Annotated in this window: 13 protein-coding genes, 1 pseudogene and 1 riboswitch; of the genes and pseudogenes, 1 reads left to right on the top strand and 13 read right to left on the bottom strand. The window is 74.9% G+C overall.

Annotated elements, in window-relative coordinates; all coding sequences use genetic code 11:
* Nucleotides 1–411, top strand: a pseudogene (locus ABZ885_RS24285) (hypothetical protein); the annotation flags it as partial.
* 76 nt (nucleotides 412–487) lie between these two features.
* On the opposite strand, the gene ABZ885_RS24280 reads toward ABZ885_RS24285, so the two are convergent.
* From ABZ885_RS24280 to ABZ885_RS24220, 13 genes are all read right to left on the bottom strand, one after another.
* The gene (locus ABZ885_RS24280; protein ID WP_360192299.1) at nucleotides 488–1,471 is read right to left on the bottom strand and encodes an NAD-dependent epimerase/dehydratase family protein; all 984 of its coding nucleotides are present in this window, start codon (nucleotides 1,469–1,471) and stop codon (nucleotides 488–490) included.
* A gap of 103 nt (nucleotides 1,472–1,574) precedes the next feature.
* Nucleotides 1,575–2,624, bottom strand: coding sequence for a hemolysin family protein (locus ABZ885_RS24275; protein WP_360192297.1), 1,050 nt, complete (start codon nucleotides 2,622–2,624; stop codon nucleotides 1,575–1,577).
* Nucleotides 2,621–3,970 (bottom strand): hemolysin family protein, encoded by a 1,350-nt coding sequence (locus ABZ885_RS24270; protein WP_360192294.1) that lies wholly within the window; start codon nucleotides 3,968–3,970, stop codon nucleotides 2,621–2,623. Before ABZ885_RS24270 ends, ABZ885_RS24275 begins: the two co-directional genes overlap by 4 nt.
* Nucleotides 3,971–4,215: 245 nt before the next feature.
* Entirely contained in the window at nucleotides 4,216–4,650 is a 435-nt protein-coding gene (locus ABZ885_RS24265) for a PH domain-containing protein (RefSeq protein ID WP_360192291.1), read from the bottom strand.
* Nucleotides 4,651–4,752: 102 nt separating this feature from the next.
* Complete coding sequence (gene hisG / locus ABZ885_RS24260) at nucleotides 4,753–5,601, bottom strand: ATP phosphoribosyltransferase (protein ID WP_360192289.1); 849 nt, start codon at nucleotides 5,599–5,601, stop codon at nucleotides 4,753–4,755.
* Between the two features lie 50 nt (nucleotides 5,602–5,651).
* Nucleotides 5,652–5,924: a phosphoribosyl-ATP diphosphatase gene (locus ABZ885_RS24255; protein WP_030306151.1), complete on the bottom strand. Its 273-nt coding sequence runs from the start codon at nucleotides 5,922–5,924 to the stop codon at nucleotides 5,652–5,654.
* Nucleotides 5,925–6,053: 129 nt separating this feature from the next.
* On the bottom strand, nucleotides 6,054–6,524 hold the full coding sequence (ribH, locus tag ABZ885_RS24250) for a 6,7-dimethyl-8-ribityllumazine synthase (protein ID WP_360192287.1): 471 nt from the start codon (nucleotides 6,522–6,524) through the stop codon (nucleotides 6,054–6,056).
* Between the two features lie 119 nt (nucleotides 6,525–6,643).
* On the bottom strand, nucleotides 6,644–7,903 hold the full coding sequence (locus ABZ885_RS24245; RefSeq protein WP_360192284.1) for a bifunctional 3,4-dihydroxy-2-butanone-4-phosphate synthase/GTP cyclohydrolase II: 1,260 nt from the start codon (nucleotides 7,901–7,903) through the stop codon (nucleotides 6,644–6,646).
* Complete coding sequence (locus tag ABZ885_RS24240) at nucleotides 7,900–8,544, bottom strand: nicotinamide mononucleotide transporter family protein (protein WP_360192277.1); 645 nt, start codon at nucleotides 8,542–8,544, stop codon at nucleotides 7,900–7,902. The genes ABZ885_RS24245 and ABZ885_RS24240 overlap by 4 nt, the downstream gene beginning before the upstream one ends.
* Nucleotides 8,541–9,314: a riboflavin synthase gene (locus tag ABZ885_RS24235; RefSeq protein ID WP_360192274.1), complete on the bottom strand. Its 774-nt coding sequence runs from the start codon at nucleotides 9,312–9,314 to the stop codon at nucleotides 8,541–8,543. The genes ABZ885_RS24240 and ABZ885_RS24235 overlap by 4 nt, the downstream gene beginning before the upstream one ends.
* A gap of 194 nt (nucleotides 9,315–9,508) precedes the next feature.
* Nucleotides 9,509–9,636: riboswitch (FMN riboswitch) on the bottom strand.
* A 167-nt stretch (nucleotides 9,637–9,803) separates the two neighbouring features.
* On the bottom strand, nucleotides 9,804–10,292 hold the full coding sequence (locus ABZ885_RS24230) for a hypothetical protein (protein WP_360192271.1): 489 nt from the start codon (nucleotides 10,290–10,292) through the stop codon (nucleotides 9,804–9,806).
* Nucleotides 10,293–10,309: 17 nt separating this feature from the next.
* On the bottom strand, nucleotides 10,310–10,708 hold the full coding sequence (locus ABZ885_RS24225) for a hypothetical protein (protein WP_360192269.1): 399 nt from the start codon (nucleotides 10,706–10,708) through the stop codon (nucleotides 10,310–10,312).
* Between the two features lie 96 nt (nucleotides 10,709–10,804).
* Nucleotides 10,805–14,080, bottom strand: coding sequence for an AAA family ATPase (locus ABZ885_RS24220; protein WP_360192267.1), 3,276 nt, complete (start codon nucleotides 14,078–14,080; stop codon nucleotides 10,805–10,807).
* Nucleotides 14,081–14,174 lie beyond the last annotated feature (94 nt).

Raw genomic sequence — 14,174 nt, 5'->3', positions numbered from 1 at the left:
CTTCTCGAAGTCCTGCGCGTCGATCGCGCTCTCCTTCTCGCGGCGCACGTCGGCGATCTTCTCGTCGAACTCGCGGAGGTCCGGCGGCGCGGTCACCGGGTCGACTTCCCCAGCTACCGCCCCGGCGAGCTGACCGCGATCGGCGCGGCCCTGGCCGGGCGGGACGGCGACGGCTGGGACGAGGACGCCGCCGAGGAGCTCGCCAGCATCTGCACCCACGTCGTCCGCGAGGGCTGGATCGACGAGCTGGGCAACGGCCGGTTCATCCGCACCCTGTACGAGAAGTCCTGCGCCTACCGGGACCTTCGGCTCTCGCTGCTGCGCGAGCCGCCGGGCCGTGAGGACCTGGCCACGCTGCGGCTGCCGGACCTCGTCCAGGCGTACGGGGAGCTGATCGACGGCCGGGGCTGACCGGCCGGCCGGCGGCCCCGGAGCGGTGCCCCGGGGCCGGCCGCCGCACGTCCTGCCGCCGCCCGGCCGGGGCTGCTCAGCCGCCCAGGACCCCGGCCTCCCGCTCCGGGTCCAGGCCGACCACCGGCCGGTCCGGGCGCTGCGGGGCCGTGCCGCCGATGGACTGCAGCCAGGCCCAGGTGTCCGCGACCGTCTCCTCCGCCGGCCGGCAGCGCAGCCCGGCGGCCAGCGCCTTGGACACGTCGGAGCGGTGCATCGCGTCGTACAGCTCGCCCGGCGGGATCCAGAACGGCAGGTCGCCCCACGGCTCGATGCCCGCGGCGGCGATCGCCTCCGGCTCCGTCCAGCGCAGCGCGGCGTCCGAGCCGGTGGCCCGGACGCACGCCTCCAGCAGCCCGCCCATCGTGGTGTGCCCGGACGCGCTCACCAGGTCGTACGGGCCGCCGAGGCCCGCCGCGAGGGCGTCCAGGGTCCAGCCGGCCAGGTCGCGGACGTCGATGAACTGCAGGGCGAGGTCACGCGGGCCCGGGGCGAGCACCGGGCCGCCGCGGGCGATCCGGTTGAGCCACCAGGGCAGCCGGCCGATGTTCTCGTACGGGCCGACGATCAGCCCGGCCCGGACCAGCAGGGCCCGGTCGCCGAAGGCGTCCAGCACGGCCAGCTCGCCGCCGCGCTTGGACTCCGCGTACGGCACGTCGGTGTCGTCCATCGAGCCGTCGACCAGCGGCCTCCGTTCGTCCGCCCCCGCGGGGACCGGGAACGCGTACACCGAACGGCTGGACACGTACCCGTACCGCCCGACGCGGCCGGCCAGCAGGCGGGCGCTGTCGCGCACCACCGCCGGGGCCCCGGACCAGGTGTCCACGACGGCGTCCCACTCCCCCTCGGCGAGGGCCGCCAGGCCGCCCTCCGCCAGCCGGTCCCCGTGCAACGCCCGCGCGCCCTCCGGCGCCGGGCGCGTCCCGCGGTGGAAGACCGTCACCTCCCATCCGCGCTCCAGCGCCGCCTCGGCCACGGCGCGACCGACGAACTCCGTTCCACCCAGCAGTAGAAGCCTCATGCCCTCCACCCTGCCCGGCGGACGGCCGCCGGGGGAACATCCCGCTGCTCAGAGCAGAATCGCCCTCGGCGGAACGGCTCCGGGAACCGTCCCCCGGGAACCGTCACGCGGCGGAGCGGTGGTCCGGGTCGTGCATCTCGCCGACCAGCTCCTCCAGCACGTCCTCCATCATCACCACGCCGAGCGTGCGCCCGTCCTGGTCGAGCACGGCCGCCAGGTGGCAGGTGGCCCGGCGCATCGCGCCGAGCGCGTCGTCCAGCGGGAGCGTGCCGCGCAGCGCCGTGATCGGGCGCCACAGCCGGGACGGGACGGGCACTGAGGGGTCGTCCACGTCGAGGACGTCCTTGAGGTGGACGTAGCCCAGGTAGCCGTGGCCGGCCGGGTCGCCGTCGGTGACCGGGAAGCGCGAGAAACCGGTGCGCAGCGCCAGCTCCTCGATCTGCGCGGCGGTCACCTTGGGGTCCACGGTGACCAGCTGCCCGGGTTCGAGCAGCACGTCGGTGACCGGGCGGCGGCCCAGCTCCAGGGCGTCCTCCAGGCGCTCCTGGCGGTCCTCGTCGAGCAGGCCGGCGTCCCGCGAGTCGGCCAGCAGGTACATCAGCTGCTCGGTGGTGAAGACCGACTCCACCTCGTCCCTGGTGTCGACCCGGAACAGCCGCAGCACGCCGTTGGCGAAGGCGTTCAGCAGGCGGATGACCGGCGTGAGCCAGCGGGCCAGCCGGTCCAGCGGCGGGCCGAGCCAGAGCGCGGCCCGGTCCGGGCCGGCCATCGCCATGTTCTTCGGCACCATCTCGCCCATCACCATGTGCAGGAAGACCACCACGGCCAGCGCGATCCCGTACGACAGCGGGTGCATCAGGCCGTCCGGGACGCCGAGCGCGTGGAACGGCCCCTCCACCAGGTGGGCGATGGTCGGCTCGGCGAGGGCACCGAGGCCCAGCGAGCAGACGGTGATGCCGAGCTGGGCGGCGGCGAGCATCGCGGAGACGTTGGAGAGCGCGTGCAGCACGGTGCGGGCGCGCCGGTTGCCGGCCTCGGCGAGCGGCTCGATCTGGCTGCGCCGGACCGAGACCACGGCGAACTCGGCGCCGACGAAGAACGCGTTGCCGAGCAGCAGCAGGAGCGCGACGGCCAGTTGGAGCACGGTGGTCATCGGGTGCCGCCCTCGTCCTCGTCCTCGCCGGACGGGTACGGCGGCCGGGTGCGTTCCACCCGGACCCGGCTGGTGCGGTGGCGGTCCACGGCCTCGACGGTGAACCGCCAGCCGGGCAGCTCGGCCTGCTCGCCCGGCACGGGCAGCCGGCCGAGCAGGTCGGAGACCAGGCCGGCCAGCGTCTCGTACGGGCCGTCCGGGGCGTGCAGGCCGATGGCCTCCAACTGGTCCGTCCTGGCCCGGCCGTCGGCGGCCCAGACCGGCAGTCCGCCGACCGGCGGGAGCGGGACCAGCTCGGGGGTGTCCGCGGGGTCGTGCTCGTCCTGCACCTCGCCGACGATCTCCTCCACGATGTCCTCGACGGTGACCACGCCGGCGGTGCCGCCGTACTCGTCCACCACGATCGCCATCGGCTGGAGCCGGCGCAGCTGGTCGAGCAGCCGCTCGGCGGGGAGCGTCTCGGGCACCAGCAGCGGCGGGACGGCGAGGTCGGCGACCCGGACCGCGGCGCGCCGGTCGGCCGGGACGGCGAGGGCGTCCTTGAGCGTGACGGTGCCGGTGACCTCGTCCAGGCTGTCCGCGTAGACCGGGAAGCGGGAGAGGCCGGTGGCCCGGGTGAGGTTGACCACGTCGGCGGCGCCGGCGTTGCGCTGGAGGGCGACGACGTCCACCCGCGGGGTCATCACCGACTCGGCGGTCAGCGCGCCCAGGCCGAGGGTGCGCACGAACCGGGTGGCCGACTCCTCGTCGATCGCGCCGGCCTTGGCCGAGTGCCGGGCCAGCGAGCCCAGCTCGGCGGGGGTGCGGGCGTGTCCCAGCTCCTCCTGCGGCTCGACGCCGAAGGCGCGGACGGTGCGGTCCGCCGAACCGTTCAGGAAGCTGATCAGCGGGCGGCAGACGTAGGAGAACGCCAGGTGCGGGGCGGCCACCGAGCGGGCCACCTGGAGCGGGCGGGAGATCGCCCAGTTCTTCGGGACCAGCTCGCCGATCACCATCTGCACCACGGTGGCCATCAGCATGCCGATGATCACGGCCGTGCCGCGGGCCGCCCCGTCGGGCAGGCCGATGCCGGTGAACACCGGCTTCAGCAGGACGGAGAGCGCCGGTTCGGCGAGCATGCCGACCACCAGCGAGGTGACGGTGATGCCGAGCTGCGCACCGGAGAGCTGGAAGGAGAGGTGGCGCAGGGCCCTGGCGACCCGGCCGGACTGCACGTCGCCGGCCGCGGCGGAGCGCTCGACGGCCCCGCGCTCGACGGTCACGAAGGCGAACTCGGCGGCCACGAAGAGGCCGTTGGCGAGGATGAGCAGGAACGCCGCGAACAGCAGCAGCCAGGCGGTGATCACCGTGCCGCCTGCCTTCCGGTACTGGGAGGTCGGGCGGCGCAGGTACTACCGGACGGATCGTCCATGGACGGGGGGAGTCACTCCTCAGGTCGCTTCCGGCAGGGCGCGGAGAACTCAGGGGGTGCTTTGCCCTGCTTTTACCAGCGTAGACGATACCCGTGCGACTGTCGGACCGGTGTTCGGACCGGGCCCCGCCCGTCCCGCGGGGCCCGGTGCGGGGCGGGCAGCGGCCGGTCGGCGGCCGGTCAGCGCGCGTGCTGCTCGACCAGGTCGCGCAGGGCGCGGGCGTCCGCGATCGCCTGGGCCTTGCCCACACCGGACTGGATGCCGACCGCGGCGAGCGAGGTGCCGTCGGCGAGGTCGAGCGTCGCCCACGGGTCGCCCTGGCGGAAGTTGACCCGGACGATCTCGGCCCAGGCCAGTCGGCGGCGGCGGACGAAGTTCACCACGGTCACGCCCTCGGCGTCGGCGCTCACCCGGGGGCGGGCCAGCAGCACGCCCGCGGCGGCGAAGAAGAGCCCGCTGAGCACCATCATGATCCGGTCGTTGAACTGCCAGTTCGCCGGCAGGGCGACCGCGATCACGGCGAACATCACGACCAGCAGCGCACAGACCGGCAGCAGCACGGCGCGGGTGCGGCGCGGCGCCCAGGTGACGGGGAACTCGGCGGGGGTGGACACGTGCGGACTCCGGGGGGTCGTTCAGCGGAAGAGGCGGGCCGCCGGTCGGCGGCCCGCCCCATTGTCCCGGTTCTTAACTCCGCACCGGTCACGGCCTCGGTGTCAGAGGCGGCAGGCGTGGATGTTGGTCACCAGGATCGCCCGGGCGCCGATGCCCCACAGGTCGTCCATGATCCGCTGGGCCTCCTTGCGGAGCACCATCGAGCGGACCGCGACCCAGCCCTCGGTGTGCAGCGGCGAGACGGTCGGCGACTCCAGGCCCGGGGTCAGCGCGACGGCGGCGCCGACGTTCTCGGCGCGGATGTCGTAGTCCATCAGCACGTAGCGGCGGGCCACCAGCACGCCCTGCAGACGGCGCAGGAACTGGTCCACGGCCGAATCCTCGCCGGCGCCCTTGGGGCGGATCACCACGGCGTCGGAGACCAGGATCGGCTCCCCGAACACCTCCAGGCCGGCGTTGCGCAGGCTGGTGCCGGTCTCCACCACGTCGGCGATCACGTCGGCGACGCCCAGCTGCACCGCGGTCTCCACCGCGCCGTCCAGCTTGGTCACGGTCGCCTTCACCCCGTGGTCGGCGAGGTGCTGCTCGACCAGGCCGGTGTAGGAGGTGGCGATCCGCAGACCCTCCAGGCCCTGCACGTCCTTGACGTCCACGCCCTCCGGGCGGGCGAAGCGGAAGGTGGAGCCGCCGAAGCCGAGCGCCAGCACCTCCTCGGCGTTGGAGTGCGAGTCCAGCAGCAGGTCACGGCCGGTGATGCCGATGTCCAGGCGGCCGGAGCCGACGTACACCGCGATGTCGCGCGGGCGCAGGAAGAAGAACTCGACCTGGTTGTCCGGGTCGACGAGGACGAGCTCCTTGGGGTCCTTGCGCTGGCGGTAACCGGCCTCATGGAGCATCTCCGCCGCGGGACCCGAGAGCGAACCCTTGTTGGGGACGGCGATGCGCAGCATGGAGGTCAGTTCCTTACCTGTGTTCGGGGTGGGTGTGGTTTTCGGACCGGTCAGAGGTACTTGTAGACGTCGTCGAGCGTCAGCCCGCGGGCGACCATCATCACCTGAAGGTGGTAGAGGAGCTGCGAGATCTCCTCGGCGGTCTGCTCGTCCGACTGGAACTCGGCGGCCATCCAGACCTCGGCGGCCTCCTCGACGACCTTCTTGCCGATCGCATGGACGCCCTGCTGGACGAGCTGCGCGGTACGGGAGGACGAGGGGTCGCCGGTGGCGGCCTTCTGCTGGAGCTCGGTGAAGAGCTCCTCGAATGTCTTCGAAGCCATGATGGGGTCACCATACGGCGTGCGGGCTCACGTGCGGTAAACGATTCCGGACCGTGGACAGTCCGGTGGACATCCACGGTCCGGAAGGGCCGTGCGCGGGCCCGGCCGGAGGCCGGCGCCGGTATCGGGTCAGAGGGCGCGCAGGACGGCGGCGGTGGCGACGGCCGCGGTGACCGCCTCGTGGCCCTTGTCCTCGGCGGAGCCCGGCAGACCCGCGCGGTCCAGCGCCTGCTGCTCGTTGTCGCAGGTCAGCACGCCGAAGCCGACCGGGACGCCGGTGTCCACGCTGACCTGGGTGAGGCCGGCCGTCGCGGCCTGGCAGACGTAGTCGAAGTGCGGGGTGCCGCCGCGGATCACCACGCCGAGGGCGATCACGGCGTCGTAGCCGCGCTCGGCGAGCCGCTTGGCGGCGACCGGCAGCTCGAAGGTGCCGGGGACGCGCAGCACCGTCGGGTCGGCGATGCCGAGCTCCTTGAGCGCGCGGTGGGCGCCGTCCAGGAGGCCGTTCATCACCTGGTCGTGCCACTGGGCGGCGATCACGGCGACCTTGAGGTCGGAGGCGTTGTCGATGGTCAGCTCGGGGGCGCCGTGGCCGCTCATGTGCTGGTCCTCTTTCGCGTTGCGCGGGTGGTCGTTCGTGGTGGGTTCATGGGTGGCGCGGGGCCGGTGGTGCGGGGGTGCTTTCGGTGGTGCGGGGTGCTTCGGTGGTGCGGGGTGCTTCAGGAGCCGAGGCCGGGCAGGTCGTGGCCCATCCGGTCGCGCTTGGTCTGCAGGTAGCGCAGGTTGTGCTCGCCGGCCGGGGTCTCGACCGGCTCGCGGCCCTTGACCTTGAGGCCGTGCTCGGTGAGCGCGGCGAGCTTCTCCGGGTTGTTGGTGAGCAGGGTGAGCGAGCGCACCCCGAGGTCGCCGAGCATCTGCGCGCCGATGCTGTAGTCGCGGGCGTCGGCGGGCAGGCCGAGGTCCAGGTTGGCGTCGACGGTGTCGCGGCCCTGCTCCTGCAGCTCGTAGGCGCGCAGCTTGTGGGCCAGGCCGATGCCCCGGCCCTCGTGGCCGCGCAGGTAGAGCACGACGCCGCGGCCCACCTCGGCGACCCGGCTCAGCGAAGCCTCCAGCTGGGGGCCGCAGTCGCAGCGAAGCGAGCCGAAGACGTCGCCGGTCAGGCACTCGGAGTGGACGCGGACCAGCACGTCCTCGCCGTCCGGCAGCCGGCCCTCGGCGTCCAGGCCGCCCGCGACCAGGGCGAGGTGCTCGACCCCGTCGATGCTGCCCTTGTAGCCGACCGCGGTGAACTCCCCGTACTTGGTGGGCAGCGCGGTGACGGCGGCCCGGTCCACGTGCAGCTCGGTGCGGCGGCGGTAGGCGATCAGGTCCTCGATCGAGATGATCGCCAGACCGTGCTCGCGGGCGAAGGCGACCAGCTCGGGCAGCCGGGCCATGGTGCCGTCGTCGTTGACCACCTCGCCGATGGCGCCGGCCGGCGCCAGCCCGGCGAGCCGGGCCAGGTCGACGGCGGCCTCGGTGTGGCCCGGGCGCACCAGCACGCCGCCCTCGACGGCGCGCAGCGGGAAGATGTGCCCGGGGCGGGTCAGGTCGCCGGGCTCGGTGCCGGCCGAGGAGAGCAGCCGGACGGTGCGGGCGCGGTCGGCGGCCGAGATGCCGGTGTCGACCCCTTCGCGGGCGTCGACCGAGACGGCGTAGGCGGTGCCCTTGCGGTCCTCGTTGACCTGGGTCATCGGGGGCAGCTTGAGGCGGTCCAGCTCGTCGCCGGTCATCGGCACGCAGATCACGCCGGAGGTGTAGCGGATGGTGAAGGCCATCAGCTCGGGGGTGGCCGCGGAGGCCGCGAAGACGATGTCGCCCTCGTTCTCGCGGTCCTCGTCGTCCACCACGATCACGGCGCGGCCCAGCGCGATGTCGGCGACGGCCCGCTCGACCGGGTCGAGTGCGAGGTCTTCTTCGGTGGCGCGGTCGGTGCTCATGCGGAGGCTCCCTGGAGGACGGTGTCCTTCGCCGGGCTGGTCGTACGGCTGCGCAGCCACCAGGCACGCAGTCCGAGGAGCACCAGGACGAAGTAGATGCTGTAGGTGAGGCCGGAGAAGACCAGGCCGTTGTTGAAGGCGAGCGGGACGCCGACCAGGTCGACGGCGACCCAGGCGAACCAGAACTCGACCCAGCCGCGCGCCTGGGCGACCATCGCGGCCAGCGTGCCCACGAAGATGTAGGCGTCCGGCCAGGCGTCCCAGGAGAGTTGCGGGTAGACGGTGAAGAGCGTGCCGACCGCGAGGGTGCCCAGTGCGGTGCCGCCGATCAGCACGGCGCGCTCGCGGCCGGTGGCGAAGCGGACCCGGACGTCGCCGTCGCCGCGCTTGCCGCGCTGCCACTGCGTCCAGCCCCAGACGGCGGCGAGGATGACCACGATCTGCTTGCCGACACCGCCGCTCAGGTGGGCGGTCCAGTAGGCGCCCACCAGGACGACGCCGGAGAGCAGTTGGACCGGCCAGGTGAGCCGGGAGCGCCGCCAGCCGAGGGCCAGGGCGGCCAGGCCGAGCAGGTTGCCGAACATGTCGGAGCGGTAGACGTCCTGGCCGAGCAGCTGGACGGTGCCGTTGAGCCAGTTCACTTCGAGTCTCCGGCGGTGTCGGCAGGGGCGGTGGTGTCGGCGGCGGAGGCGGTGGCGTCGGCCGGGGCGGTGGCGTCGGCGGCGGAGGCGGTGGCGTCGGCCGGGGCGGTGGCGTCGGCCGGGGCGAGCGTGGCCGGCAGGGTGCGCGATTCGAGCAGGCGCTCCACGTACTTGGCGAGGACGTCGACCTCGAGGTTGACGCTCTCGCCGACGCTCTTGGTGCCGAGCGTGGTCAGCGCGAGGGTGGCGGGGATCAGGCTGACGGTGAAGCTGTCCCGGGCCGCCTCGACCACCGTGAGGCTGACGCCGTCCACGGTGATCGAGCCCTTCTCCACCAGGTAGCGGGAGATGCTGTCGGGCAGCGAGAAGCGCAGCACCTCCCAGCGGAGCTCGCCGGCCGCGTCCCGCTCGCCGGGCTCCCGGCTCAACAGGGCGCCGGTGGCGTCGACATGACCCTGCACCAGATGGCCGCCGAGCCGGGCGCCGAGCGCCATCGCCCGCTCCAGGTTGACCCGGGAGCCGGGCTTCAGCTCGCCCAGGCTGGACCGGTGCAGCGTCTCGGCCATCACGTCGGCACTGAACTCGCCGGTATCGGCGGCCAGTTGCTCCGCGGTGTCGACCACGGTCAGGCAGACGCCGTTGACCGCGATGGAGTCGCCGTGGTGCGCGCCCTGACAGACCACCGGGCCGCGCAGGCGGATTCGCGAGGAGTCGCCGATCTCCTCGATCGACACGACCTCGCCGAGCTCTTCGATGATGCCGGTGAACACCCGGGTTCTCCTCGCGCTTGGGGCGCGGACTCCGGGGCGGCATGGGAGAGGACGCGGACGGGCACGGGTGCACGAGGGCCCGGTTCCGTGGCACGACCCGTCGCCGGGGTACCGCAGGACCGCCGGGAGAGAGCTCTCCCGTCGCACACCTTCCCGCGGTCCACGGGGGGCCACGGGCACTGCTCATCGTCCGCCGCGCACGCCTCCCATCCGGACTTTAACCGTCGGTCCAGGAATTTCACCTGGTCAACCGGCCGCTGGCTGCGGACGGGTCGCGGACTGTAACCGCCGGTTCGGATTTTCACCGACCCCGGAGTGCGCTGAACGTCACTGCTACTACTGACGTCATTGTGCCATGATCCGCGCGGACCGAGGGAGAGGCTTTCGCTGTGGTCTGTTTCACGTGGTGGGCGGGAATCGGCGGGGCGCGCGGGCGGCTGTTCCCGGCCGCCCGCGCCCCGGGTGCCACGGCGGTCGCCGCGGCGGTCGCTACGGCTCCAGCAGGGAGACCTCCCGGCCGTGACGGCGCTGCCGGCCGGCGTCCCAGTCACCCGTGCAGTAGACCGAGAGCCGGGCGATCGCGCCCTCCCGGACATCGGCCCGCAGCAACTCCCGGCAGTACCAGCCGGCGCCGTCCTGCTCCCAGCGTTCCTCCACCTCCAGCACGAAGCCGCTGCCCGTGCGGTCCAGCCGGTGGCGCGGGACGCTGCCGGGCGCCGGGTGGCCGTTCCTCCGCAGCGCGACCAGGCCGTCGACGCCGCGTGCCTGGAGCCGCCAGTACGGGACGGTGAGGTCGCAGAACACGTCGGGTCGGAACAGGCCGGCGGGCGGGGTGCCGGTCTCCAGGAAGGTGATCATCAGGGCGGTGAGGCGCTCGGCGGTGTCGGCGGCGAGGGTCTCGGCGGTGGCGGTTCCGGCGGTGGCGGTTCCGGCGGTGGCCTCGACGCCGGGTGCGGTGGTCGCGGTGGTGATGGTCATGGTGCGGCCCTCCCGGGTCAGGACCCGGCCTCGGCGGCACTGCCGGCCTTGACCGCGTCCAGGTTGCGGCCGACGACGGCCATCGTCCGTTCCAGCGCCTCGGTCGGGCTGAACTCGATCAGCTCCGTCCCGGCGAAGATCAGGGGAAGGTGGCCGGGCTCGCCGTAGTAGGCGTCGCCCGCGCGGTACACCTCGTCGTGGTCGGCGTAGCGGAAGACCACCTTGCCGCGCACCACGACGCCCCAGTGCGGGCTCTGGCAACGGTCCTGCGGCAGCCCGGCGAACAGCGGGCCCGGGTCCATGTCGGCCTTGTGGGTCTCGAAGCCGACGGTGTACCCGCCGAGCTCGGCGTAGCGGCCCTCGATGACCGGCTCGTCCAGCGTGAGCGCGGCCTCGGCCTTGGAGATGCGGGGCATGACGTCCTCCTCGGGTGCTTCCCTGTCCGGTCTGTCCGGCTGGGTGTCTCTGCGGAGAAGGCGTGAGGAGTGGCCGCACGATGTGAGGCGGGCGCCTCACGTCCGCCAGTGGACGGGCTGCTCGGGCTCGTACACGCAGAGCGTGCCGGTGTGGACGGCGTTCGCGAGGTGGCGGCCGAGGGCGGGGTGGGCGCGGGCGATGCGGTCGAGGGCGGTGCGGATCCGGGCGGTCACCGTGGTCCGGGCCCGTTCGGCGGCCGAGCCGGTACGACGGACCCGCCCGCCCAGCCCGTACGCGGCGGAGAGCTGGCCGACCAGGGCGTCCCGCTCGACGGCGATCCGGGCCGAGCGTTCGGCGTCCCCGGCGGCGTCCGCGTCGGCGGACTCCCCGTCCAGTTCGGCCAGCCGCCGGCGGTAGGCGGCGCGGGCCGTGGCGTCGATCAACTCGCCGGTGTCGGTGGGGTGGTGGAGGTCCGACGCGACCGGGTCGGCGGCGGGCGCGGGCGCCGGCCCGGCGGCCAGGTCGAGGGCCGGGACGGGCGTACCGGGGCGGGACAGCAGGACGGCCAGGTCGTGCAGGCCCTTGCTGTCGGCCAGCCGGACCTCCTCGCCGGCGTACCGGAGTTGCCAGAACTCGCCCTGGTGGAGGAAGAGCCGGCTCTCGTCGGCGGGTGGCGGGGTGACGCCGGGTGGCGGGGTGGCGCCGGCCTCCTCGGCGATCCGGTCGGCGAGGTGGGGTGCGCCGAGCGACCCGGCGGTGGCGATCGCCCGGGCGAAGTGTCCGCGGGCGGTGGCGGGTTCGCCCAGGACGGCGGCGAGCAGTCCGAGATGCCGCTCGACCGGGCCGCGGACGGCCGCCCCGATGCCCTCGACCGCGAGCAGGTCGCGGTAGGGGTGCAGGGCGTCGTAGAGCCGGCGGGCCAGCGGGTGCAGGGCGGGATCGCCGGCCGGGCGGGCGGACGGAGCGCCGGGCGGGTCGGCGGGCGAGGCGGGCGGGCTGGACGGGATGGCAGGCGGGCCGGGCGGGCCGGCGGGCGGGCGGCTGATGAGGGCGAGCGCCTCGGCGGCCTGGGTCATCATCGGCAGCCACTCGCTGTCCACCGGCGCCGTGTCCAACAGCGGTGCCACGGCGGCGAGTCGGCTACGGGCCTCGGCCGGGTCGCCGAGCTGGGCGGCGATCAGCGCCCGCGTCACCCGGGGCCAGACACCCGGCAGGCTGTCCAACGGGGGTGGTCCGGCGAGCAGCCCCTTCAACTCGTCCCGTTCGCCCGACTCGGCGCAGAGGCACCAGCGTTGGGTCGCCGCCAGGACGGCGGCGTTGGCACTCCCGGCCCGCCGGCCCAGCTCCGTGGTCTCCGCGAGCGCGTCCCGGCAGTCCGCGTAGCGGCCCTCCAGCAGGGCGCGCATGCCCCGCCAGAGCGGCACGTACCAGGCGTAGAGGGGGCGGCGCAGCGCCCGGGACACCGCTTCGTACGCCCGGATCTCGGCGTCCGCCTCGGCCGCCTCGCCGCGCTCCAGCAGGGCGACGAGCCGCAGGCGGCGGCCGAGCAGTTCCAGCTCCCGGTCCGGCTCCGGGAGCGCCCGTGCGAGTTCGACGATCTCCCCCGCCCAGGCCCGGCGTTCGGCGCAGTGCGCGGGGCCGGAGCGCGCGTCGCAGAGCGCGGAGAGCGCGTACCCGAGGACGGCGTCGTCCCCGCTTCCCCGTGCCGTCCGGACCGCCTCCTCGGCCAGCGCGAGCCGGTCCTGCTCCGGCTCGGCCAGCGCCCCGGCGACGGAGAGCCGCGCGGTCACGGCGGCGAGGAGGGCGGCGTGGGGCGGGGTGGCGGGGCCGGGCGGGGCTGTGGTGGGTGGGGTGGTGGTGGGCGGGGTGGTGGCGGGTGGGGTGGGTGCCGGGCCTGCGGGTCCGGCCGGGGTGGGCGGCGTCGCCGGTCCGGGCCGGGGTGACGCGGGCGGGGCGAGGAGGCGGGTGCGGGCTTCGGTGAGGAGGTCGATCTGGGGGCGGTCGAGGAGGTCCACCTCGAAGCCGGCCGGGCCGGAGCCGAGACCGAGGGCGGCGCGGGCGAGGAGGTCGGGCCGGCCGGCGCGGCGGGCGGGGCCGGCGGCGGCGAGGAAGGCCTCGCGGCTCTCCTCGCGCCGGCCGGCGCCGAGGCGGGCGGTGCCGAGGCCGAGCAGCAGGGCGGCCCGGCGGGTGCCGTCCGCTCCCCCTTCGCCCGCGGCGGCCGCCGTTCCGAGCGCCGTCAGGGCCCGTTCGTACCACTGGGCGGCGTCCTCGAAGGCCAGCAGGCCGGCCGCGCGGTCCGCCGCGCGTCCGGCGAACTCCGCTGCCGCGGAAGCCTGTTCGGGGCCGGCGAGCAGCAGGTGGCGGGCCGCCTCGGCCGGGCCGGTGTCGCGGCCGCGGTCGGCGAGGGCGGCCAGCACGGCGCCCGCCCGGCCGTGCAGGGCGGCGCGTTCGGCGGGGTCGAGGGCGTCGTGGACGGCCTCCCGCATCAGTTCGTGCCGGAACTCGCCCGCGCCCGGTTCGACCAGTGCGAGCAGGCCCTCGCCCGTCGCCGCGGCGAGCACCGAGCGGAGCGAGTCCAGTGGCACGGCGGCGAGTTCGGCGAGCACGTCCAGGTCGAAGCGGGTGCCCAGGACGGCGGCCGCCCCGAGCACCCGGGCACACTCCCCCGGCAGCCCGTCCAGCCGGGCGGAGACGGCCGCGCGGACCGTGGCGGGCAGCGGTCCGACGCGGTCGGCGGTGCCGTGGCGCAGCAGTTCGGTGACGAAGAAGGCATCGCCGCCGGTCCGGTCCAGCAGGTGCCGGACGGCCGCCGGGTCGCTCTGCCCGCCGACCGCGGCGGCGAGCAGCGCCCGGACGTCGGGTTCGCCGAGCGGGCCGACCGCCAGCGTCCGGCCGGCCCGGAGCAGCGCGGCCCGGGCGGCCGTGCGCCCGTGCCAGGCGGCGCCGTCGTCGCGGGCGGTGGCCAGCAGCAGGGCGGGCGCGGTGCGCAGGGCGGCGGCGAGTTCGGTCAGCAGTTGGAGGGAGGAGGCGTCGGCCTCCTGGACGTCGTCCAGGACGAGCAGGAGCGGGCGGGGTGCGGCGCCGGCCCGGAGGAGTTCGGCGAGGTCGCCGCCGAGGCGTTCCCGGGCCGCCTCCGGGTCGGTGGTGCGCCGGCCGGCGGCGGCGTCGACGGCGGCGGGGCGCGCGGCGCCCGGCGGGCCGCTCCCGGCCGGCGCGCCGGACACCAGGGCGCGCAGCCCCGGCGACGCCCGGACCAGCCGGCTGCACGCGGTGTCGGCGGCGGCGAGTTCGCGCACGGCCTGTGACCAGGGACGCAGCGCGCCGGAGCCCGGGTGGCGGCCGGCCTGTGGCGGGCACCAGAGCCAGAGCATCCCAGGTCTTGCTGGCCGGGTAGGACCAGGCACCGCCGGAGGTCTTGGCGAAGTACTTGGTCAGGTTGTCGGTGGTGCCGGAGTCGTCCGAGCG

The organism is Kitasatospora sp. NPDC047058, from assembly GCF_040643935.1.
Lineage (GTDB): Bacteria > Actinomycetota > Actinomycetes > Streptomycetales > Streptomycetaceae > Kitasatospora.
The sequence above is the reverse complement of the archived record's forward strand: the minus strand, read 5'-3'. Positions and strand labels throughout refer to the sequence as shown.